The sequence below is a fragment of the Brenneria sp. L4-2C genome, assembly GCF_040240335.1.
Classification (GTDB): Bacteria; Pseudomonadota; Gammaproteobacteria; order Enterobacterales; family Enterobacteriaceae; genus Brenneria.
This window is the reverse complement of sequence record NZ_JBEIAC010000001.1, coordinates 574,129-593,430: the sequence shown is the minus strand read 5'-3', so window position 1 is coordinate 593,430 and position 19,302 is coordinate 574,129. Positions and strand designations below refer to the sequence as shown.

The window sequence follows — 19,302 nt, the reverse complement described above, 5'->3', positions numbered from 1 at the left end:
TAGACGGCCTGCGCGCGCTGTAAGCGGCGTCAGGCCAAAGGAGGCGGCTGGCAGTGTGTTCCCATGACCATCATCAACATGATGACTATATGCTGTGTCCGCAGTGCGACCTGATGGTCGAACTGCCGCGATTGTCGCATGGTCAAAAAGCGGTTTGTCCTCGTTGTAAAACCGCATTAACCAGTAAGCAGGCGGAACCGCGGAATCGGCCGCTTGGTTACGCATTCAGCGCATTATTTATGCTGCTGGTGGCCAACTTGTTCCCCTTCGTGAATATGCGGGTCGCCGGGATAACCAGTGAAATCACGCTGGGTGAAATCCCTAAAGTGATGGCGGCGGAGGATTATGTCAGCGTCGCGACTCTCTTCATGCTGTTTGTGCAGCTTGTTCCCGCCTTGAGCATGTTGACGGTGATTTTGCTCTGCCTGCATGCCTCGTTGCCGTTGCCATTGAAAAAAATCATGGGCAAGGCGCTGTTTCTGCTGAAAAGCTGGGGTATGGCGGAGATTTTTCTGGCCGGCGTGCTGGTCAGTTTCGTCAAGCTGATGGCTTACGGGGATATCGGCATCGGCACCAGCTTTATGCCTTTTATGCTGTTTTGCGTGTTGCAATTGCTGGCGTTTCAAAGCCTGGATCGCCGCTGGCTATGGAATGATATCGCGCCGCCGCCGGCGTTGCCGGCGCTGCCGCGCACGGGCGACAGCGGGCTGTCGCAAGGACTGCGATCCTGCCCGTGCTGCACGGCGATACTCCCTGCGGATCAACGGGTTTGCCCGCGTTGCCGCAGCCGCGGATATGCCCGCAGGAAGCATAGTTTACAGTGGACGATGGCGCTGCTGATCACCTCGATTATGCTTTATATTCCCTCGAATCTGATGCCTATCATGGTGACGGAATCGCTGGGAAATCAGACCGGATCGACGATTATGGCGGGAGTGATCCTGCTGTGGGGTACTGGCTCATATCCGGTGGCGATGGTGATTTTTATCGCCAGCATCATGGTGCCGACGCTGAAGATGGTGGCTTTAGGCTGGTTATGCTGGAGCACGCATGGCAGAGAAAAACGCGATCGCGAGCGTTTGCACGTAGTGTATGAAATCGTGGAGTTCGTCGGTCGCTGGTCGATGATCGATGTATTTGTTATCGCCGTGCTGTCGGCTCTGGTGCGAATCGGGCGACTGATGAGCATTTATCCTGCGATCGGCGCCGTGTTGTTTGCTTCCGTGGTGATTCTGACTATGGTTGCTGCTATGACATTTGATCCCCGGCTACTGTGGGATCGCCGTGAAGTTTTTCATAAGGAGTCCTCCGTTGACGAAAGATAAATACGCCGTTGCGGATGTAGAAACGATTAAACGCTGGTCGCCGGTCTGGATTGTTCCCATCGTTACGGTGCTGATTGGCGCGTGGATATTATTTTATCATTTCAGCCATCAGGGGCCGCAGGTTACCCTGATCACCAGTAATGCCGAAGGCATCGAGGCGGGGAAAACGACGATCAAAAGCCGCAGCGTCGAGGTCGGCGTGGTGGAAAGCGTCGAACTGAGCGACGACCTCCACCGCGTGGAAATCAAGGCGCGTCTGCATGATGATATGGATAAGCTTTTGAAGGAAGATTCGGCGTTCTGGGTGGTGAAACCGCAGGTGGGACGCTCGGGAATTTCCGGTCTGGGTACCTTGCTGTCAGGCGTTTATATCGAGATCCAGCCGGGTTCGCACGGTGAAGAGAAAAAGGAATTCAGGCTGCTTGATACGCCGCCTTTGGCATCTCCCGATGCCAAAGGCATTCGTATTGTTCTTGATAGCGAACAGTCAGGTCAGTTGAATGCCGGCGACCCGGTGTTGTTCCGCGGCTATCGGGTGGGGACGGTTGAAACCAGCGAGTTTGACCCCAAGGCGCGTAAAATTCGCTATCAGCTGTTTATCTCCGCGCCTTACGACATTCTGGTGACCAGCAATGTCCGTTTCTGGAAGGACAGCGGCGTCGCGTTCGATATGTCCGCCCAGGGGATGCGGGTGGAGATGGGGTCGTTAGCCACGCTGTTCAGCGGCGGCGTCAGCTTTGATGTGCCGTCAGGCTGGGAGCAGGGCGAGGTCGCCAAGCCGCTGGCCGAATATACCCTGTTTGACGATCAACATAGCATTCAGGATTCCCTGTATACCGAATACAAGGAGTACCTGATGTTTTTCAACGAATCGGTTCGCGGTTTGCAGCCGGGCGCGCCGGTTGAATTCCGCGGCATTCGGTTGGGGACGGTGGCTCAGGTGCCGTTTTTCACCAAGGATCTGAAACAGGATATTGATAACGATTACCGCATCCCGGTGCTTATTCGCATTGAACCGGGCCGTTTCGCCAAGGATCTGGGCAACGACTTCAACTTTGAACAGCATCTGTCCCAGTCTCAACCGCAGGGATTACGGGCGGCGTTAAAAAGCGCCAATATGCTGACCGGCTCGCTGTTTATCGATATTGATTTCTATCCGCGGGAAAAATCCAACGGCAAGCTGGTCACCATCGACGGCTACCCGGTGCTGCCGACCGTGAGCGGCGGACTGACGCAGATTCAGCAAAAGCTGATGGCGATATTGGATAAGGTTAATGGATTACCGTTAAATCCGATGGTGAATCAAGCGACGCAAACGCTGGCGGAAAGTCAGGCAACGCTACGGGAAATGCAAAAAACGCTGGCTTCGCTGAATAAGATCACCGCCAGCAAGGCCATGCAGGATTTGCCGCAGGATATGCAGAAGACCTTACTTGAACTGAATCGCAGCATGAAGGGCTTCCAGCCCGGCTCGCCGGCCTACAATAAGATGGTGGCGGATATGCAACGCCTGGATCAGGTTCTGCGTGAACTGCAACCCGTACTGCGTACCTTAAATGAAAAGAGTAATGCTCTGGTGTTTGAGGCATCGGGCAGTGAAGATCCTCAACCGAAAAAGGCAAAACAATGATGAAAGGATGGACTCTGGCGCTGGCGCTGCTGCTGAGCGCCTGTAGCGGCAACTCGCAAAAAACCTATTATCAGTTACCGTCAACGCCTGACGAGGTTGCGTCGGTTGAGAAAACGGCGACCGGTCAGCAACTGTGGTTGGAGCACGTCAGCGTGGCGGATTATCTGGCGAGTTCGGGTTTGGTTTACCAGACCAACGATGTGCAATACGTTATAGCCAGTAATAATTTGTGGGCCAGTCCGCTGGATCAACAGCTTCAGCAATCGCTGGTGGCCGATTTAAGCCGTGGGATGCCGGGATGGCTGGTAACGACGCAGCCGCAGGGCGGCGAACAGTCGGTGCTGAATGTGTCGGTAACCGCGTTTCACGGGCGTTATGACGGCAAGGTGGTGATCGGCGGCGAGTGGGTGCTGAATCATCATGGCCGGGTGTTCAAGCAACCGTTTCATGTCGTGCTGCCGCAGTCCGAAGATGGTTATGACGCGTTGGTCAGAACCCTGTCTCAGGGATGGCGGCAAGTTGCTCAATCCATCGCCCGGCAAGTCACCGCCGCAGATTAATCCCCGTCCTTAACGGAGCCTCTGAGAGGGTAGGTGAAGTAGCCTATCTCTTTCAGAGGCTTTATTTTTTTGTTCTTTTCCTTGCGCCGGCGCTGCTGTTTGCTTCGGGGAAAATTCTTATTTTAGTTCATAAATGTGACATTGGCGTGAATTTTGCGCCTTGATCTTTGGCGTCGTAATGGCTATTCATAAGCTGTGATTGCCTAGAAAGTAATCACTGTTTTTTTTCCACCAGATAAATAATGAGGGAAATAAGGCATGAAGAGACAGAAACGCGATCGCCTCGAAAGGGCTCATTCACGTGGTTATCAAGCAGGTATTTCCGGCAGACCAAGGGAGCTTTGTCCCTATCAATCTTTAAATGCGCGGTCTTACTGGTTGGGAGGCTGGCGCAAGGCCATGGAGGACAAGGCGGTAACGGCTTAACTCGCCTTGTCGTTAAACAGGGAGTAGCCTCCGCATTGGCGGGGGCTTTTTTTATGGTGCGCCTTGACGGGCGCTGTCCTCTGATTTTGCTGGTCAAAGGGCTGCCTGACGGTTCGGCCATTAATAATGACAAAATGACGACAATATCACGCGTTTTTTTGCTGAGAGACGAAAACGTTATTCAAATTACCGACAGAAAAACTATTCATTCTGGATAAAGAGGGCTATAACCGAACCGAATTGGCATGTATAGTGAATAGGGAACTTTAGGTTTTATTGCTGTTGCATTCGAATTTAAATGCGATAGAACGCGGGTAAAAATGATGAACACGCATGTAGGGATTATCGCCATTTCGTATATATATATGCGAATTTCGGGATACGCTGTTCAATTTTTCGCTGTCGAGTTGTTCTAAATGGCGGGTTCAGTAACGTGTTGAAGTAACAGGTTTTTTAACTGATTAAATTCGTACTGTTATATTTATTGGCTATATACTTATAATTGAAATTCGATGATGAAAATAACGATTCTGGTCGACAATAATACATTAATTGATACCTATCTGATTGGCGAGCCCGGCGTTTGCTATCTGATAGAACAGGAAGGGAAAAGTATTCTCTTTGATACCGGCTATTCAGACGCTTTTATTCTCAATGCGCTCTCTATGGGGATTGATCTGCGTAAGTTAGACTATATCGTGTTTTCTCATGGTCACAATGATCATACCTGGGGGTTAATGCATTTAATCCAGTATTACAATAAAATCAATTTCCTCCCTGAAAAAGAGATACAGATTATTGCTCATCCCGAAGCGTGGTTTAAAAAATGTGAAAATAAAAACGTCATTGGAAGTTTGCTGACGCCGGATTCATTACCCCCTTTTTTCAACGTTATTAACACAACGGAACCTTTTTGCCTCGGCGACGAACTGTTCTTTTTAGGTGAAATTCCGCGGCTGAACCCTTTTGAAGCGCAAGAAACGATCGGTGAATGTCGCGGCGTGGACGGCAAATATGTTTCTGATTCTGTGCGTGATGATAGCGCCCTGGCGTATAACGGCAAAGAGGGGCTGGTGATTATTACGGGATGTTCGCATTCCGGCGTCTGTAATATTATCGATTACGGCATGACCTTTTTCAAACAGGAAAAAATACAATCTGTTATCGGCGGCTTCCATCTTTTGAACGCGGAGAGGGAACAGCTTGATTTTACCGCCCAATTTTTTTCCTCATTGAATGCTCGCGTTATTTATCCCTGCCATTGCACCGATCTCGCCGCGAAAATAGCTTTATCAAAGACCGCAAATGTTGCGGAGGTCGGCACCGGATCCGTATTTGATTTTTATTGAATAGCGTTTCCAACTGGGGTTTCCCTGACGACAAACAATCAGGCCGACGGTCATCCCGGCGGCGCTGAGGAAAAAGAGGGGGGTAGTCATGGTGTATCGGATTACTACGGGAACCACTTTTCATAGATGGCCTGGTAGCGGCCGTTCTGTCTAATTTTATCGAGCGCGACATTGAATTTGTTCGCCAGTTCCTCGTTGCCCTTGCGAACCGCGATACCCAGACCGATGCCGAAGTAGTCTTTATCGGTGATTTTATCGCCCAGGGCGGCGAGCGTCGGGTTATGCTTCAGCCATTCATTGATCACCGCGGTATCGCTGAAAACGGCGTCCAGACGACCGCTTTTCAGATCCAGCACGGCATTTTGATGGCTGTCATAGGGTACCGTGGTGATATCGGCGTATTTTTCCTGTAGATATTTCTGGTACGTGGTGCCATTTTGCACGCCGACGCGTTTGCCTTTCAGCGCATCAATAGCGGGATACTTACCTTTCTGCGCGATGAATAACGCCGAGTTATCATAATACGGCTGGGTAAAGCTGACCTGTTTCTGCCGCTCCGGCGCGATGTCCATGCCGGCGATAACCGCATCAAAACGGCGATAATTCAGACCGGGAACCAAGCCGTTGAATGCCTGATTGCTGAACGTGCAGGTGACCCGCATCTCTTTACACAGCGCATTCGCCAGGTCGATATCAAACCCTTGTATTTTATTATCGGCATCAATAAATTCGAATGGCGCATAAGAGGCTTCCGTCGCGAAACGGATGGTTTCGGCGGCGCTGACCGAGAGGCTGTATCCCGCCAGCAAGGTGGCGAAAATCAATTTTTTCATTATTATCTTCCTGATAGCAATTAATATGATAAATAATCGGCGCATTCTGCTGTCCGAAACCGGGGAAACTTTCGGAATCGGTTAATACCCGCGTATCCCCTGACGGACAGAGTAAATTAATATCAAATAGCGCCTGATGCGCGTTATAGAAACAGTTAATGCCGATTCATTAAATGCTCATGCGCGAGAAATAAACAGGCATCAATATCTTTATAACGGCAAAAAAGTATTTCTATAATCAATACGTATTGTAATTTACTAATAATCTATTTTTATAGTTATATTTCAGTTGAGTATTTTCGTTTTCCGAATAAGCGAATGGTTTTGTCGGGCGGAGAATAAATCAGACGGATAATGGCTGATTTCTTTATTCAGCAGTCGCGGCAGAGGTAAAATAGAACGAGACTTGCGGCGGGATTGACTCGCGCCTTCCGTGGCGCTCGCCCTGCGGGCCGCCGTTGGCGGTCCAAAACGGCGCTCCTGCCGTTTTGTCGAACCCGGCGAGGCTTCTTATCAGTCCCATCAATATATAAAAGAAAACGCCCCTGACTTGCGGCGGGATTGACTCGCGCCTTCCGTGGCGCTCGCCCTGCGGGCCGCCGTTGGCGGTCCAAAACGGCGCTCCTGCCGTTTTGTCGAACCCTGCGAGGTTTCTTATCAGTCCCATCAACGTATAAAAGAAAACGCCCCTGACTTGCGTCGGGATTGACTCGCGCCTTCCGTGGCGCTCGCCCTGCGGGCCGCCGTTGGCGGTCCAAAACGGCGCTCCTGCCGTTTTGTCGAACCCTGCGAGGTTTCTTATCAGTCCCATCAATATATAAAAGAAAACGCCCCTGACTTGCGGCGGGATTGACTCGCGCCTTCCGTGGCGCTCGCCCTGCGGGCCGCCGTTGGCGGTCCAAAACGGCGTTCCTGCCGTTTTGTCGAACCCTGGCGAGGTTTCTTATCAGTCCCATCAATATATAAAAGAAAACGCCCCTGACTTGCGTCAGGGGCGTTTTCTTTTATATGGCGGTGAGGGAGGGATTCGAACCCTCGATACGTTTTCACGTATACACACTTTCCAGGCGTGCTCCTTCAGCCTCTCGGACACCTCACCGTGGTTCGCCGTAGTCATATCAGCGGACGGCGCTAATGTAGGGAAATTCGCGTACAGCGTCAATAAACTTCTGCTTTTGCCGCGCGCGTTTAGCTAAAGTTAAATCAATTTGTTGCTTTACTCGCCATATTCCCGGATCAGAATGCAGCATGCGCGTCAAACCAGGGGGACAGGCCGGGTTGTCCGCTGACTGTGCGCCGGGAGCAAAAATGTTATGCTGCTCATTAAAAGCTGACTCAGGAGAAATTATGTATCCCGTCGATTTACATATGCACACCGTTGCCAGCACGCATGCATACAGCACATTGCATGACTATATCGCCGAGGCAAAGAAAAAAGATATTCGCCTGTTCGCCATTACCGATCATGGCCCCGATATGGCGGATGCGCCGCACTACTGGCACTTTATGAACATGCGGGTCTGGCCGCGGCTGGTGGATGGCGTGGGCATTTTGCGCGGAATCGAGGCCAATATTAAAAATGTGGATGGCGATATCGATTGCACCGGCCCGATGTTGGAGCAAATGGATTTAATCATTGCCGGTTTCCATGAACCGGTATTCCCGCCTCAGGATAAAGCGACCCATACCGCCGCGATGATTGCGACCATGGCCAATGGCGATGCGCATATCATCAGCCATCCCGGCAACCCTAAATTTCCCATCGATATTCGCGCCGTCGCCGAGGCCGCCGCCAGGTATAATGTGGCGTTGGAGTTGAATAACTCCTCCTTTATGCACTCGCGTAAGGGAAGCGAGGCAAATTGCCAGGCCATCGCGGAAGCCGTACGTGATGCGGGAGGATTGCTGTCTTTAGGTACGGATTCCCATATCGCCTTTTCCCTGGGGGACTTCACCCATTGCGAACGTATTTTGCAGAAGGTCGATTTCCCGCAGGATCGTATTTTAAACGTCAGTCCCCGGCGGGTATTGGACTTCCTTGAACTGCGGGGAAGGCCCGCAATCGCCGAGTTCGCCGATCTGTGATCGTGTCACTAAAAATAATGAGCAGGTTTTGAATGAATGAGTTTTCTATCGTATGCCGCATCCTGGGTACGTTGTTTTATCGCCAGCCTCAGGATCCGGTGGTGACGCCGCTGCTTTCTTTGATCCGGACGGGCAAGCTTCAGCCGCACTGGCCGCTGGAGCAGGATGCGCTGCTGGCGCGTTTGCAAAAAGGGAGCGACATTCCCGCCATCGCGGAAGATTATCAAAGGTTGTTTGTCGGCGAAGCCTGCGCCGTCTCGCCCTGGCGCTCCGCCTATGATACGGCAGACAACGCTGCGGATGTGCGTACGTTTTTACAGCAGCGGGGCATGCCGCTGAATGAAGGCGCCGTCGACCACTTCGGCGGATTGCTGCTGGCGGCGTCATGGTTGGAAGATCAGTCGCAGGAAGATGAAAGCGCGGCGCAAATCGAACTCTTTGACGAATATCTGCTGCCCTGGAGCGATCGCTTTTTAGGCAAGGTCGAAAGTCATGCCGAGACGGCGTTTTATCGCACCCTGGCGATTATCTGTCGTGAGGCGCTTGATGCCATGCGCGAAGAGCTGGATGAAGCGCAAGCCTTGCCGGACTCGAACGCTGAGTAAATCAAGGCGGGGGCAGAGCAGGTGACGGCGTCGCCGTCACCTGAAACGCCGATCAGTCTGTGAACAAAATAATGATTTTTCCTGGTTTGATTTCGATTCCTTTCGCCATTTTCTTTGCTAACGCTTCCGCTGTGCTGTGATCCGCATTCAGGATATAAGCGGGTTTCTGCGCAAAATAGGTTTTCAGCGATTGGTTCAGATAAGGGCTTAGCGTATCCATCACCGTCTGCATTTTTTCGGGTTGCACGGTGTAATCGACCAATTCCATGTCTTTCAGATAAATTGCGCCCTGATTTTTATCAAACACCGGCTGCGCCTGCAACGTCAGCTTCATATCAGCGGTCTGATTGCCGAGCAGCGACGTGATATCGACCTTGGCATTGCCGGACAGGGTGACTTTACCTGGCTCCGCTCTGCCGATTTGGCTGGTCAGGTCGGTTAATACGATATTGGCGTCCACCACGCCGGGGATGCCCAACTGTTTTTGATAATCGTTATGCTTTTGCAGGTACTCGTTGACTTCTTGCTCATTAAGCGTGTACTGCGTCAGTTTGTTACAGCCGCTCAGTGTGAATGCGAGCAGCAATGCCGCGGCAGCAAATCCCAACTTCTTCATTATTCCGGCCTCAAAGATCATTTTTACATGGGTAATCTATTGCAAACGCAGGGTGCATGGCGAGGAGAATATTACCAATCGGATAGCGCTGAAAGTCCGCCCTTGCTTGATCATAAAGCAAGGGCGTGGCCGTTGCTTATTGGGCGAGGCTGCTCAGTAAGGTGATCTGCGTCTGCTTGGCGATATTGTCACGGTATGCGCCGACGCGTGACGGCAGCGTGACGCCAGCGACAATCGACAAGGAACGCAACGTTGGGAAGAGATGAATATCATCTGTGGAGAGTTCGCCATTGCAGGCGTTCGGCTGGACAATCAGCGGATCCAGCTCCAGCAGATCGTTATTCAGTTTTTTAATCAGACCGGCGGAGTGGGCGAGATGCTCTTCAAAACTGCCTATCTGCGCTTCTTTCTTACTGATGAAGTACTGGCGGGCCGATGCGTTGGCGAACTCTTCAAACGCCCCTTTGGCAAAACGCGGAATAATCAGCCGCGCGGTATAGTCGGAGACTTTGCGCAACCAGGCGGTAATCGCCGGGTTGGTTGGGCCGGTCAATAGCGGTTTTTTATCGTAATTATCAATGTAATTAACGATATCCATACTTTCCGGCATAAAACTGCCGTCATCTTTTTGCAGGATCGGCACCATTTTTTGTCCGATCATTTTTTTGGGCGTTTCTTCATCATCATTAGCTAAGACCAGCAACTCGACAGGGATATTCTTCAGGCCGAAAATCATGCGTGCTTTTACGCAGAAAGGGCAATGATCGTAAACATATAATTTCATACTCGGTATCCTCTGATCTGCTGATAAAACAATGGCCGCAAGCGCGACCTTGAATGAAACATGTCCTTAAACGACGACGTAACAATCAATTGAATGTATTAGGGAAGTATGGGGGCCAATACCCGCGAGATCAAATGCGCCGCTAAAATAGCGGGATCAGTGACCGCCAAGCATGGCGGGTTCAATGCGGCGTAAATTGAACTGCCAATACAATGCGGCCAGCGTCAGCAAACCGATAACGCCCAACATAAACCAGGGAAGCGCCGGTTGTTCCAACGCGTGTCCCGCGTCGAACAACCAGCCGCCGCCGCTATAGCCAATGGCGCCGCCTAATGCCAATCCAAGACGGCTAAATCCCATGTAGCTGCCGCGCGCGCGCGGGTCCGCCAATGAAGCGCCCAGCGTTTCGCGCGCGGGTTCGGCAATAATCGAACCGATGTAAAACAGGCTGATTAACATCAGCAAGGATTGCAGGCTGGTGGTCAAACCGATGGGGAACATGCTGATGGTCATGATCAGCAACCCGGCCATCAGGCGTTGCTCCAGACGGTAATGTTTTTCGCTCCAGCGGGCGAGCGGGTATAGCAGCGTCAGCGACAAGGTCGCCTCAATGGCATACATCCATTTTATCGCCGTCGGCGTGCCGGCAATTTCATTCACCATAATCGGCAGCATCAGCAAGACCTGAACGGACAGCATGTAATAGCCGGTCAGCGTTAACACATAGGTCAGGAAGCGACGATCGCGGATCACGCGGGCCATCCCTTCCTGCATGGGGGTTCTGGCGGTCGAGGTTCGATAAGCGGGCAGAAATTTCCAGTTCAGCGCCGCCGCCAGCACGAAAATCACGGCGCCGACCCAGCAGACCAGTTCAAAATCATAGCGTAGCAGCCAACTGCCGATAAGCGCGCCGATCACCGCCCCGGCGCTGTCCTGCATCATCAACAGGGAGTAAAAACGTCCGCGCTCCAGAGGACGAACCAATTTTACCACCAGCGCGGTTCGCGGCGGGTCGAACAGCGTGCCGCCCAGGCCGGAAAGCGCACAGGCCAGCCATAATAGCCAGGGCTGATCGGCGAGCGCCATAAACACGAAACCTGATGCGCGTAACAGCATTCCGGTCACGATCATCGGTTTCGCGCCGAAGCGGTCGGCAATCGCGCCGGCGAAAATCCCCAGCCCTTGCTGAATAAACTGGCGTAAGCCCAGCGCAATCCCCACCAACAGCGCCGCCCAACCCAGTTGATCGACGAAGCGAATGGATATAAGCGGGAAGACGACAAAGAAGCCCAGCACCACCAGCATATTATCCAGTAATAGAAAATATTTACCTGAGCTACGAACTTGCGACATCAGGGGCATGATTCACCACGAGGACGAAGGAGAAAATAATAACAGTGGTTATTTTGTACTCTATTTGCCGATTGCGATAGCCTGTTGATGGATAATATTTTTTTATCGTCAGAACGATATCTGAGTAACATTTTCAGTATAAAATTAAGAATTATCGAATCGATCGCGCAATAACTCAGCGACGGGGGTTTTACGCCGGAGAATTTATCCGGTTATAGTAGCGTTATCGGCAGCGACCCCTATTTTCTGCTTATATAGGGTACTTATCTTTTCATCCCGATAAATTTTTCTTATCGAACAACCCGCAACCCAGGGGGAGGAATGTTTGGCTATCGTTCTACACCGTCAAAAGTTCATTTAACAACCGAACGGATGGTGGTGCGTTTGGCTCATGAGCGTGATGCCTGGCGTCTGGCTGAATACTATTCAGAGAATCGTGACTTTCTCAAGCCCTGGGAGCCAGTTCGGGATATCAGCCACTGCTATCCTTCCGGTTGGCACGCGCGCCTGAGCATGATCTGTGATATGCATAAACAAGGCAGCGCCTATTATTTTCTGCTGCTTGATCCGAATGAAAGCGAAATCCGGGGCGTGGCGAACTTCAGCAATGTGCTGCGTGGCGCTTTCCATGCCTGCTATCTGGGCTACTCCCTCGGACAGAAATGGCAGGGGCAGGGGTTGATGTTCGAAGCGTTGCAACCGGCGATACGCTATATGCAGCGTCAGCAGCATATACACCGGATTATGGCCAACTATATGCCGCATAATCATCGCAGCGGCAATTTACTGGCGCGATTGGGGTTCGAGCGTGAAGGTTATGCGAAAGACTATCTGCTCATCGATGGAAAATGGCAGGATCATGTTCTGACCGCGCTGACGAATAATGACTGGAAACCAAAACGCTAAGGAATCGTGATGAAATATCAGCTAAGCGCCAAAGAAGCCCGAGTGATTGGCTGCCTGTTGGAAAAGCAGATTACCACGCCGGAACAGTATCCGATGTCGTTGAACGGCATAACGACGGCCTGCAACCAGAAAACGAATCGCGAACCGGTCATGGAACTGAGTGAAAGTGAGGTGCAGCAGACGCTCGATTTGCTGGTAAAAAAACACTTCCTGCGCACGCTCAGCGGATTTGGCAATCGCGTGGTGAAATATGAGCATCGCTTTTGCAATTCCGAGTTCGGCGATCTGAAGTTTTCTCCGGCCGAGGTGGCGCTGGTGGCGACATTGCTGTTGCGCGGCGCGCAAACGCCCGGCGAGTTGCGGACGCGGGCTGCCCGACTGCATGAATTTGCGGATGTCGCTGAAGTGGAAACGCTGCTGGCGCAGCTCCAGCAGCGGGAAGACGGGCCGTTTACGGCGCGTCTGCCGCGTGAACCCGGCAAGCGCGAAAGCCGTTATATGCACCTTTTCAGCGGCGAACCGAGCGAGGCGGCTGCGCCTGCCGAGGATAGCGACGCGGAGAGTGGCGATCTGGCGGCGCGCGTGGAAATACTGGAAAAAGAAGTCGCAGAGCTCAAGCGGCAACTTGCCGCGCTGCTGGCGTGATCGGATCATTCCTGTTGGGAGATATCTCATGGCCGCGAGCTCCGTGGTGAAAAACAGTCAGACTACCCAGCCCGATTCGCCGGGCAACCAGCCTCGAATTGGCATTGTCGGGTTGGGTTCCATTGCGCAAAAAGCCTATTTGCCGATACTCACGCAGGCTAATCGCTGGCAGCTGATCGGCGCATTTTCTCCCGATCGCACTAAGACGCAACGCATTTGCCGGCAATATCGGATCAACGATTTTACCGATCTGGCAACGCTGGCGGCGGCGTGCGACGCCATCTTCGTGCATAGCAGCACCGCGACGCATTTTTCCGTCGTCAGTACGCTGCTTGACGCCGGCGTTCATGTTTATGTCGATAAACCGTTGGCGGAGACGATTGAACAGGCTGAAGCGCTGGTTGAACTGGCGGCGCGGCGGCAAAAAGTGCTGATGGTTGGATTTAACCGACGTTTTGCGCCGTTATACCAGCAGTTGAAGCGTCAGTTAACACAGCCGGCGTCGCTAAGGATGGATAAACACCGCATCGATAACGTCGGGCCGCAGGATATGCGATTTACCCTGCTGGACGATTATCTGCATGTGGTGGATACGGCGCTCTGGCTGATGGATGGGCAGGCCAGACTGGTCGGCGGCGTGTTGCAATGCAATGCGCAAGGGCAACTTCATTATGCCGAACATCATTTTCAGACCGATAACGGTCAAATAACCACCAGCATGCACCGTCGTGCCGGCAGTCAACGGGAATGGGTTCAGGCGGTGACTGACGGCGCGCTTTATCAGGTCGACAATATGTATGAATGGCGGCAGGAGCGCCAGGGGCTGACGACGGCACATTCCGCGCCGTCCTGGCAAACCACGCTGGAGCAACGGGGATTTGTCGGCGCGGTGAATCATTTTATTGATGCGCTGGAACAACGGAAACCTGCGGAAACATCGGGTTATCAGGCATTACGCGCCCAGAGAATGATCGAGGAACTGCTGAGAATGCGCTGAAAAACTCGGCGGTCATGACAATCCCCGGTAGCTATTGAGCGCGCAATGCGTAGACTAACGGCACCGCGAAATCAGGATGACCGCCGAATGGTCGACTCGAACCCCGAACCTTTCAGAATATAATCGGATGAATTTACTTAAATCACTGGCAGCCGTCAGTTCAATGACCATGCTTTCGCGCCTTTTAGGCTTTGTGCGCGATGCAATCGTAGCGCGGGTTTTTGGCGCTGGAATGGCGACAGATGCGTTTTTTGTCGCCTTTAAACTTCCTAACCTGTTACGCCGTATTTTTGCCGAGGGCGCGTTCTCTCAGGCTTTTGTCCCGATCCTGGCCGAATACAAAAGTCAGCAGGGAGATGAAGCGACCCGAACCTTTCTCGCTTATGTTTCCGGCATGCTGACGCTGATTTTGGCGTTGGTGACGGTCGCCGGGATGGTGGCCGCCCCCTGGGTGATTATGGTGACGGCGCCCGGTTTTGCCGCCACCGCCGATCGGTTCGAACTGACATCGGCGCTGCTGAGGGTGACTTTCCCTTATATCTTGCTGATTTCCCTGGCATCAATGGTGGGATCGGTTCTGAATACCTGGAACCGCTTCTCCGTGCCGGCTTTTGCCCCGACGCTATTAAACGTCAGCATGATTGGATTCGCGCTGTTCGCCACGCCGTATTTCCATCCGCCGGTCATGGCGCTGGCCTGGGCGGTGCTGGTCGGCGGACTGCTCCAGCTTGCTTATCAATTGCCGCACCTGAAAAAGATCGGCATGCTGGTTCTGCCCCGCATCAAATGGCGCGAACCGGGTGTCTGGCGGGTGATGAAATTGATGGCGCCAGCGGTGTTGGGCGTGTCGGTGAGTCAAATTTCCCTGATCATTAATACCATTTTCGCCTCTTTTCTTAGCGAAGGCGCGGTGTCGTGGATGTATTACGCCGATCGGTTAATGGAGTTTCCGTCGGGGGTGCTGGGGGTTGCGCTGGGAACCATTCTTTTGCCTTCGCTGGCGAAAAGCTTCGCCAGCGGCGATCAGGGGGAATATTCCCGGTTGATGGATTGGGGACTGCGCCTGTGCTTTATCCTGGCGCTGCCAAGCGCCGTCGCCCTGGGGATTCTGGCGCAACCGCTGACGGTTTCATTGTTCCAATACGGCAAATTCAGCGCCTTTGATGCGGCGATGACGCAGCGCGCGCTGATCGCCTATTCGGTAGGACTGATGGGGCTTATCGTGGTGAAAGTGCTGGTTCCCGGTTTTTACTCGCGGCAGGATATTAAAACGCCGGTAAAAATCGCGATGGTGACGCTGGTGCTGACGCAGGTGATGAACCTGATTTTTATTGGGCCGTTGCAGCATGCCGGGCTGGCGTTATCCATTGGTCTGGCGTCCTGCCTGAATGCCGGATTACTGTTCTGGCAATTGCGTAAGCAGGATATTTTTCATCCTCGGCCGGGCTGGTTCCGTTTTCTGGTGAAGCTTGCCGTAGCCGTTATTGTGATGTCCCTGGTATTGCTCGCTATGCTGTGGTGGATGCCGCCCTGGGATATGGGCGGTATGACCGCCAGGATCATGCGGCTGCTGGCGGTTGTGGCGGTCGGCGCGGGTTCTTACTTCGCCATGCTGGCATTGCTGGGCTTTCGTCCGCGGGACTTTGCGCGGCGCAGCACCTGATGGGGATTGAGTCCGTTGGATAGCAAAGCACCATTAGAGATTGATTCTAATGGTGCTGAGGTTGATTGGCAAAGTGCGTCGAGCGGTGAGAATGGATAGTTCGTAAAGACGCCGCAAGTACGTCCCTGTAAGCTCGAGCCGCGCCGTCCCTGGCGCGGACGCTTTACTCTTCTATTCCATTCTCACCGTTCTGGTTCAGTAGATAGGTTTGTCAACTGTCTGAGCACCATTAGAGATTGATTCTAATGGTGCTTTAGTTTATTGAAATCGGCTATTTCCCGCCATTTTCATTGCGCGTCAACGTTACATCTTCTCTACGGTTTCAATACCCAGCGTATCCAAACCTTGTTTCAGCGTTTTGGCGGTCAGCCGCGCCAGTTTCAGGCGACTTTGCCGAATCTCATCGCTTTCCGCGTTCAAAATCGGGCAATGCTCGTAGAAACCGGAGAACAGGCCGGCCAAATCATACAGATAAGCGCACATCACATGCGGCGTGCCGTCGCGGGCGACGGTCGTGATGATTTCTTCAAATTGCAGCAGACGGGTGGCGAGGGCAAACTCACGGTCGTCATTCAGGGTCACCGGTTGAGTCAGGCTCTCTTCCTGAATACCGGCGCGTTTGAAGATCGATGCCACGCGGGTGTAGGCATATTGCATATAGGGCGCGGTATTGCCCTCGAATGACAACATGTTATCCCAGTCAAAGATGTAATCCGTGGTGCGGCTTTTCGACAGGTCGGCGTATTTTACCGCGCCGATGGACACCACTTTCGCCAGCTCATGCAGTTCATCGCCGTCCATCTGCGGATTTTTCGCCGCGATAAGTTTACTGGCGCGATCATAAGCCTCATCCAGCAAATCGGAGAGCTTGATGGTACCGCCGGAACGGGTTTTAAACGGTTTGCCGTCTTTGCCCAGCATCATGCCGAACATATGATGTTCCAGACTGACGGAGTCCGGTACATAACCGGCTTTACGCACGATGGTCCAGGCCTGCATCAGATGCTGATGTTGGCGGGAGTCAATGTAGTAAAGCACCCGGTCGGCGTGCAACTGCTCGTAACGGTATTTTGCGCAGGCGATGTCTGTGGTGGTGTAGAGATAGCCGCCATCTTTTTTCTGGATGATGACGCCCATCGGTTCGCCTTCCTTGTTTTTAAATTCATCAAGGAATACCACCGTCGCGCCTTCGCTTTCGACCGCCAGCCCTTTGGCTTTCAGGTCGGCGACGATGTCCGGCAACATGCTGTTATAGAGACTTTCGCCCATCACATCATCTTTGGTCAGCGTGACGTTAAGACGATCATAGGTAATCTGATTCTGCGTCATGGTGATGTCGACGAGCTTGCGCCACATCTGACGACAGTATTCATCGCCGCCCTGCAACTTCACCACATAGCCACGGGCCTTTTCAGCGAACTCGGCGTCTTCGTCATAATGCTTTTTCGCTTCGCGGTAGAATGCTTCAAAATCGGACAGCACCATCTCATCGGCACGATCATTCTGCACTTTTTCAAGATAGGCGATCAGCATACCGAACTGCGTACCCCAGTCGCCGACGTGGTTGGCGCGAATGACGTGATGACCGAGAAATTCCTGCGTACGCACGGCGGCATCGCCGATAATGGTGGATCGCAGATGGCCGACGTGCATTTCTTTCGCCACGTTGGGGGCGGAATAATCGATAACGATGGTCTGTGGTTCAACCGGCGCCACGCCCAGTTTAGGGGCGTGCAATGCATTCTCTACCTGGCTGGCGACCCACTGTTTATCCAGAAAGATGTTAATAAAGCCGGGGCCGGCGATTTCTGTTTTTGCGGCGATGCCATCCAATGCTAATAACTGAACGACTTTTTCCGCCAGCTGACGCGGCGGCATGCCGAGCCGCTTGGCAACGGCCATCACGCCATTGGCCTGATAATCGCCAAACTGTGCTTTTGCCGATTGACGGACCTGAGCTTCGCTCCCGATTGGAGCACCCGCAGCGGCCAATGCCTGGCTGACTTTTTCGGAGAGAAGAGCCTGTATATTCACCGGTTTACCTTAAATAAAAAATCAAGCCCTGCTTATACCATATTTGCCTTGATGAGTCAGCAGATGGGGGAGGTTGTTGCGGTAGAATATGACAGGTTCACAGTTAAATGCGGGTGGGGGAAATGGGACAATTGGCTATTAACAATACTTATAATTCTTGTGTAAAACCCCGAGAACAATAGATAACTTGTTTTTAACGTTTCTTTGTTCGGGGATGGGCACCGATTTTTTGTTCATTCCTGATTCTAAAGTGGCGAAAAATAGCATAGGCCGCAATGACAATCAGCAGAACTGAAATGATTAATAGCATCATGGTTATGACTCAAGATTATTATTTGATGGTTCAAATTATCCTGTTTTTTTTCATCATTCAATGGGGGAATTTTTATTTAAGATAACTCTCAATGAAAATGAGACAAGGCTCGTTCGCCGCCTCGCTATATCCATAAGGTAATGATAAAGTTATTTATACCATTTTTAGTCATCATAGTAGCATTGTCAGCGTTTTTACTTAATCAAATCACTTGGTTGAGTAAGCTTATTTTGATGGAGACTTTTTGCTGCCCGGCATGCAATCACTTTGGCTATTTGTTTATTAATCAATCTTTTCTTCGTGCATTTTCCATAATAATCTTATGTCTGCTTTTGTGCTAAAGGCACGAAAAATCAAAAATGAGGAAAATATAGGGTTATTAACAAAAAATTATGGCCGTAGATATTATGACCATGTAAATTATTCATTAACAGTTTAAATAACTAGTAAGGAGTTTATATCCGGTATGTTATCTGAAGATTTGGCACTCGATTTGCTGCGTTTTGAGCAGGAGTTAAATAGGTTCGCCGCGCTGCTTCGGTTGGATTTGTCGCAGTTCAGCGCCGACCATATTTCGTTGCGCTGTCATCAATTTGCGACGGCTGAACGCTGGAAAGCGCAAATGCTGAGACGAGGGACGCTGTTTTCCGAAAAAATGATCAATGGCCGGATTATCTGCTTGTTTATATTAGATGCGAAAATCAATGTCGGCCCCTGGCGAATTGACTGTATTGAGCTGCCCTGGCCAGGAAAGAAGCATTATCCCCACGAAGGCTGGGAACATGTGGAGTTAGTCTTGCCGGGCGATCCGGAAACGCTGCATCAACGGGCGCTGGCCTGTTTATCTGATGACGCGCTGCGTTCGCCTGGCGTAAAATTCAACTTCAGTTCACCGCAGGGTGAAAACGAGCGGCTGCCTAATCCTACCCTGGCCGTCTCTAATGGTAGGGTAACGATAAAATTTCATTCATGCGATATTCGCGATATTGTCATAAGTGAAAGCGATAGCAAATAAAATCGGTTGTAATTGACAAATTTAGATAATGAACATTAATCCATCAGAAGTCTCTTCATCACGCGGCGCGTATTAATGAAATTGTGGTTTATGTCATATTTATTTCAACTCCTTATCGTGTCCATTGTGACCATCATCTCCTTCCGCCGCACGCTTGAATGCC

17 protein-coding genes, 1 tRNA gene and 1 pseudogene are annotated in these 19,302 nt (G+C 51.7%); 12 read left to right on the top strand and 7 right to left on the bottom strand.

Annotation, left to right across the window (positions count from 1 at the left end; all coding sequences use genetic code 11):
* The first annotated feature begins 53 nt into the window (after window positions 1–53).
* The 5 genes from pqiA to ABRZ26_RS02815 all read left to right on the top strand — a co-directional run bounded on the left by pqiA (window position 54) and on the right by ABRZ26_RS02815 (window position 5,290).
* Window positions 54–1,325 (top strand): membrane integrity-associated transporter subunit PqiA, encoded by a 1,272-nt coding sequence (gene pqiA / locus ABRZ26_RS02835; RefSeq protein WP_319602723.1) that lies wholly within the window; start codon window positions 54–56, stop codon window positions 1,323–1,325.
* A complete protein-coding gene (pqiB, locus tag ABRZ26_RS02830; protein ID WP_319602722.1) occupies window positions 1,312–2,955 on the top strand; it encodes an intermembrane transport protein PqiB in 1,644 nt (547 codons plus the stop codon). Before pqiA ends, pqiB begins: the two co-directional genes overlap by 14 nt.
* The gene (pqiC, locus tag ABRZ26_RS02825) at window positions 2,952–3,515 is read left to right on the top strand and encodes a membrane integrity-associated transporter subunit PqiC (protein ID WP_319602721.1); all 564 of its coding nucleotides are present in this window, start codon (window positions 2,952–2,954) and stop codon (window positions 3,513–3,515) included. Before pqiB ends, pqiC begins: the two co-directional genes overlap by 4 nt.
* A gap of 258 nt (window positions 3,516–3,773) precedes the next feature.
* Complete coding sequence (gene rmf / locus ABRZ26_RS02820) at window positions 3,774–3,941, top strand: ribosome modulation factor (protein ID WP_319602720.1); 168 nt, start codon at window positions 3,774–3,776, stop codon at window positions 3,939–3,941.
* 515 nt (window positions 3,942–4,456) lie between these two features.
* Entirely contained in the window at window positions 4,457–5,290 is an 834-nt protein-coding gene (locus ABRZ26_RS02815; RefSeq protein WP_319602933.1) for an MBL fold metallo-hydrolase, read from the top strand.
* A 104-nt stretch (window positions 5,291–5,394) separates the two neighbouring features.
* Here ABRZ26_RS02815 and artJ read toward each other — a convergent pair whose 3' ends face one another.
* From artJ to ABRZ26_RS02800, 3 genes and pseudogenes are all read right to left on the bottom strand, one after another.
* On the bottom strand, window positions 5,395–6,123 hold the full coding sequence (gene artJ, locus ABRZ26_RS02810; protein ID WP_319602719.1) for an arginine ABC transporter substrate-binding protein: 729 nt from the start codon (window positions 6,121–6,123) through the stop codon (window positions 5,395–5,397).
* Between the two features lie 82 nt (window positions 6,124–6,205).
* Window positions 6,206–6,289: pseudogene (locus ABRZ26_RS02805) on the bottom strand (arginine ABC transporter ATP-binding protein ArtP); the annotation flags it as partial.
* A gap of 843 nt (window positions 6,290–7,132) precedes the next feature.
* Window positions 7,133–7,222: transfer RNA gene (locus tag ABRZ26_RS02800), tRNA-Ser, on the bottom strand.
* A gap of 248 nt (window positions 7,223–7,470) precedes the next feature.
* Between ABRZ26_RS02800 and ABRZ26_RS02795 the strand changes: the two genes are divergently transcribed.
* Complete coding sequence (locus ABRZ26_RS02795; protein WP_319602718.1) at window positions 7,471–8,208, top strand: phosphatase; 738 nt, start codon at window positions 7,471–7,473, stop codon at window positions 8,206–8,208.
* Window positions 8,209–8,240: 32 nt separating this feature from the next.
* On the top strand, window positions 8,241–8,813 hold the full coding sequence (locus ABRZ26_RS02790; protein WP_319602717.1) for a TorD/DmsD family molecular chaperone: 573 nt from the start codon (window positions 8,241–8,243) through the stop codon (window positions 8,811–8,813).
* Window positions 8,814–8,865: 52 nt separating this feature from the next.
* Here the strand turns inward: ABRZ26_RS02790 and ABRZ26_RS02785 are convergent, their stop codons facing one another.
* The 3 genes from ABRZ26_RS02785 to mdtH form a co-directional block, all read right to left on the bottom strand.
* Window positions 8,866–9,429, bottom strand: coding sequence for a lipoprotein (locus ABRZ26_RS02785; RefSeq protein WP_319602716.1), 564 nt, complete (start codon window positions 9,427–9,429; stop codon window positions 8,866–8,868).
* Between the two features lie 136 nt (window positions 9,430–9,565).
* Window positions 9,566–10,213: a glutaredoxin 2 gene (gene grxB, locus ABRZ26_RS02780; protein WP_319602715.1), complete on the bottom strand. Its 648-nt coding sequence runs from the start codon at window positions 10,211–10,213 to the stop codon at window positions 9,566–9,568.
* Between the two features lie 156 nt (window positions 10,214–10,369).
* A complete protein-coding gene (mdtH, locus tag ABRZ26_RS02775) occupies window positions 10,370–11,575 on the bottom strand; it encodes a multidrug efflux MFS transporter MdtH (protein ID WP_319602714.1) in 1,206 nt (401 codons plus the stop codon).
* Window positions 11,576–11,887: 312 nt separating this feature from the next.
* Between mdtH and rimJ the strand changes: the two genes are divergently transcribed.
* From rimJ to murJ, 4 genes are all read left to right on the top strand, one after another.
* Window positions 11,888–12,472 (top strand): ribosomal protein S5-alanine N-acetyltransferase, encoded by a 585-nt coding sequence (gene rimJ / locus ABRZ26_RS02770; protein ID WP_319602713.1) that lies wholly within the window; start codon window positions 11,888–11,890, stop codon window positions 12,470–12,472.
* A 9-nt stretch (window positions 12,473–12,481) separates the two neighbouring features.
* Window positions 12,482–13,117, top strand: coding sequence for a YceH family protein (locus tag ABRZ26_RS02765; protein WP_319602712.1), 636 nt, complete (start codon window positions 12,482–12,484; stop codon window positions 13,115–13,117).
* A 28-nt stretch (window positions 13,118–13,145) separates the two neighbouring features.
* The gene (locus tag ABRZ26_RS02760; RefSeq protein WP_319602711.1) at window positions 13,146–14,114 is read left to right on the top strand and encodes a Gfo/Idh/MocA family protein; all 969 of its coding nucleotides are present in this window, start codon (window positions 13,146–13,148) and stop codon (window positions 14,112–14,114) included.
* A gap of 127 nt (window positions 14,115–14,241) precedes the next feature.
* Window positions 14,242–15,777, top strand: a complete 1,536-nt coding sequence (murJ, locus tag ABRZ26_RS02755; protein ID WP_319602710.1) for a murein biosynthesis integral membrane protein MurJ — start codon at window positions 14,242–14,244, stop codon at window positions 15,775–15,777.
* Between the two features lie 303 nt (window positions 15,778–16,080).
* On the opposite strand, the gene argS is transcribed toward murJ, so the two are convergent.
* Window positions 16,081–17,811 carry an arginine--tRNA ligase gene (argS, locus tag ABRZ26_RS02750; protein ID WP_319602709.1) on the bottom strand — a complete coding sequence of 577 codons (1,731 nt, stop codon included), beginning with the start codon at window positions 17,809–17,811 and terminating at the stop codon, window positions 16,081–16,083.
* Window positions 17,812–18,590: 779 nt separating this feature from the next.
* Here argS and ABRZ26_RS02745 point away from each other — a divergent pair.
* Window positions 18,591–19,139 (top strand): VOC family protein, encoded by a 549-nt coding sequence (locus tag ABRZ26_RS02745; RefSeq protein ID WP_319602708.1) that lies wholly within the window; start codon window positions 18,591–18,593, stop codon window positions 19,137–19,139.
* Window positions 19,140–19,302: the final 163 nt, after the last annotated feature.

Excerpts from the sequence above, each read along its gene's own strand:
- pqiC (WP_319602721.1), top strand. The coding sequence starts at position 2,952 with ATGATGAAAGGATGGACTCTGGCGCTGGCGCTGCTGCTGAGCGCCTGT.
- rmf (WP_319602720.1), top strand. The coding sequence starts at position 3,774 with ATGAAGAGACAGAAACGCGATCGCCTCGAAAGGGCTCATTCACGTGGT.
- ABRZ26_RS02815 (WP_319602933.1), top strand. The coding sequence starts at position 4,457 with ATGAAAATAACGATTCTGGTCGACAATAATACATTAATTGATACCTAT.
- artJ (WP_319602719.1), bottom strand. The coding sequence starts at position 6,123 with ATGAAAAAATTGATTTTCGCCACCTTGCTGGCGGGATACAGCCTCTCG.
- ABRZ26_RS02795 (WP_319602718.1), top strand. The coding sequence starts at position 7,471 with ATGTATCCCGTCGATTTACATATGCACACCGTTGCCAGCACGCATGCA.
- ABRZ26_RS02790 (WP_319602717.1), top strand. The coding sequence starts at position 8,241 with ATGAATGAGTTTTCTATCGTATGCCGCATCCTGGGTACGTTGTTTTAT.
- ABRZ26_RS02785 (WP_319602716.1), bottom strand. The coding sequence starts at position 9,429 with ATGAAGAAGTTGGGATTTGCTGCCGCGGCATTGCTGCTCGCATTCACA.
- grxB (WP_319602715.1), bottom strand. The coding sequence starts at position 10,213 with ATGAAATTATATGTTTACGATCATTGCCCTTTCTGCGTAAAAGCACGC.
- mdtH (WP_319602714.1), bottom strand. The coding sequence starts at position 11,575 with ATGCCCCTGATGTCGCAAGTTCGTAGCTCAGGTAAATATTTTCTATTA.
- rimJ (WP_319602713.1), top strand. The coding sequence starts at position 11,888 with ATGTTTGGCTATCGTTCTACACCGTCAAAAGTTCATTTAACAACCGAA.
- ABRZ26_RS02765 (WP_319602712.1), top strand. The coding sequence starts at position 12,482 with ATGAAATATCAGCTAAGCGCCAAAGAAGCCCGAGTGATTGGCTGCCTG.
- ABRZ26_RS02760 (WP_319602711.1), top strand. The coding sequence starts at position 13,146 with ATGGCCGCGAGCTCCGTGGTGAAAAACAGTCAGACTACCCAGCCCGAT.
- murJ (WP_319602710.1), top strand. The coding sequence starts at position 14,242 with ATGAATTTACTTAAATCACTGGCAGCCGTCAGTTCAATGACCATGCTT.
- ABRZ26_RS02745 (WP_319602708.1), top strand. The coding sequence starts at position 18,591 with ATGTTATCTGAAGATTTGGCACTCGATTTGCTGCGTTTTGAGCAGGAG.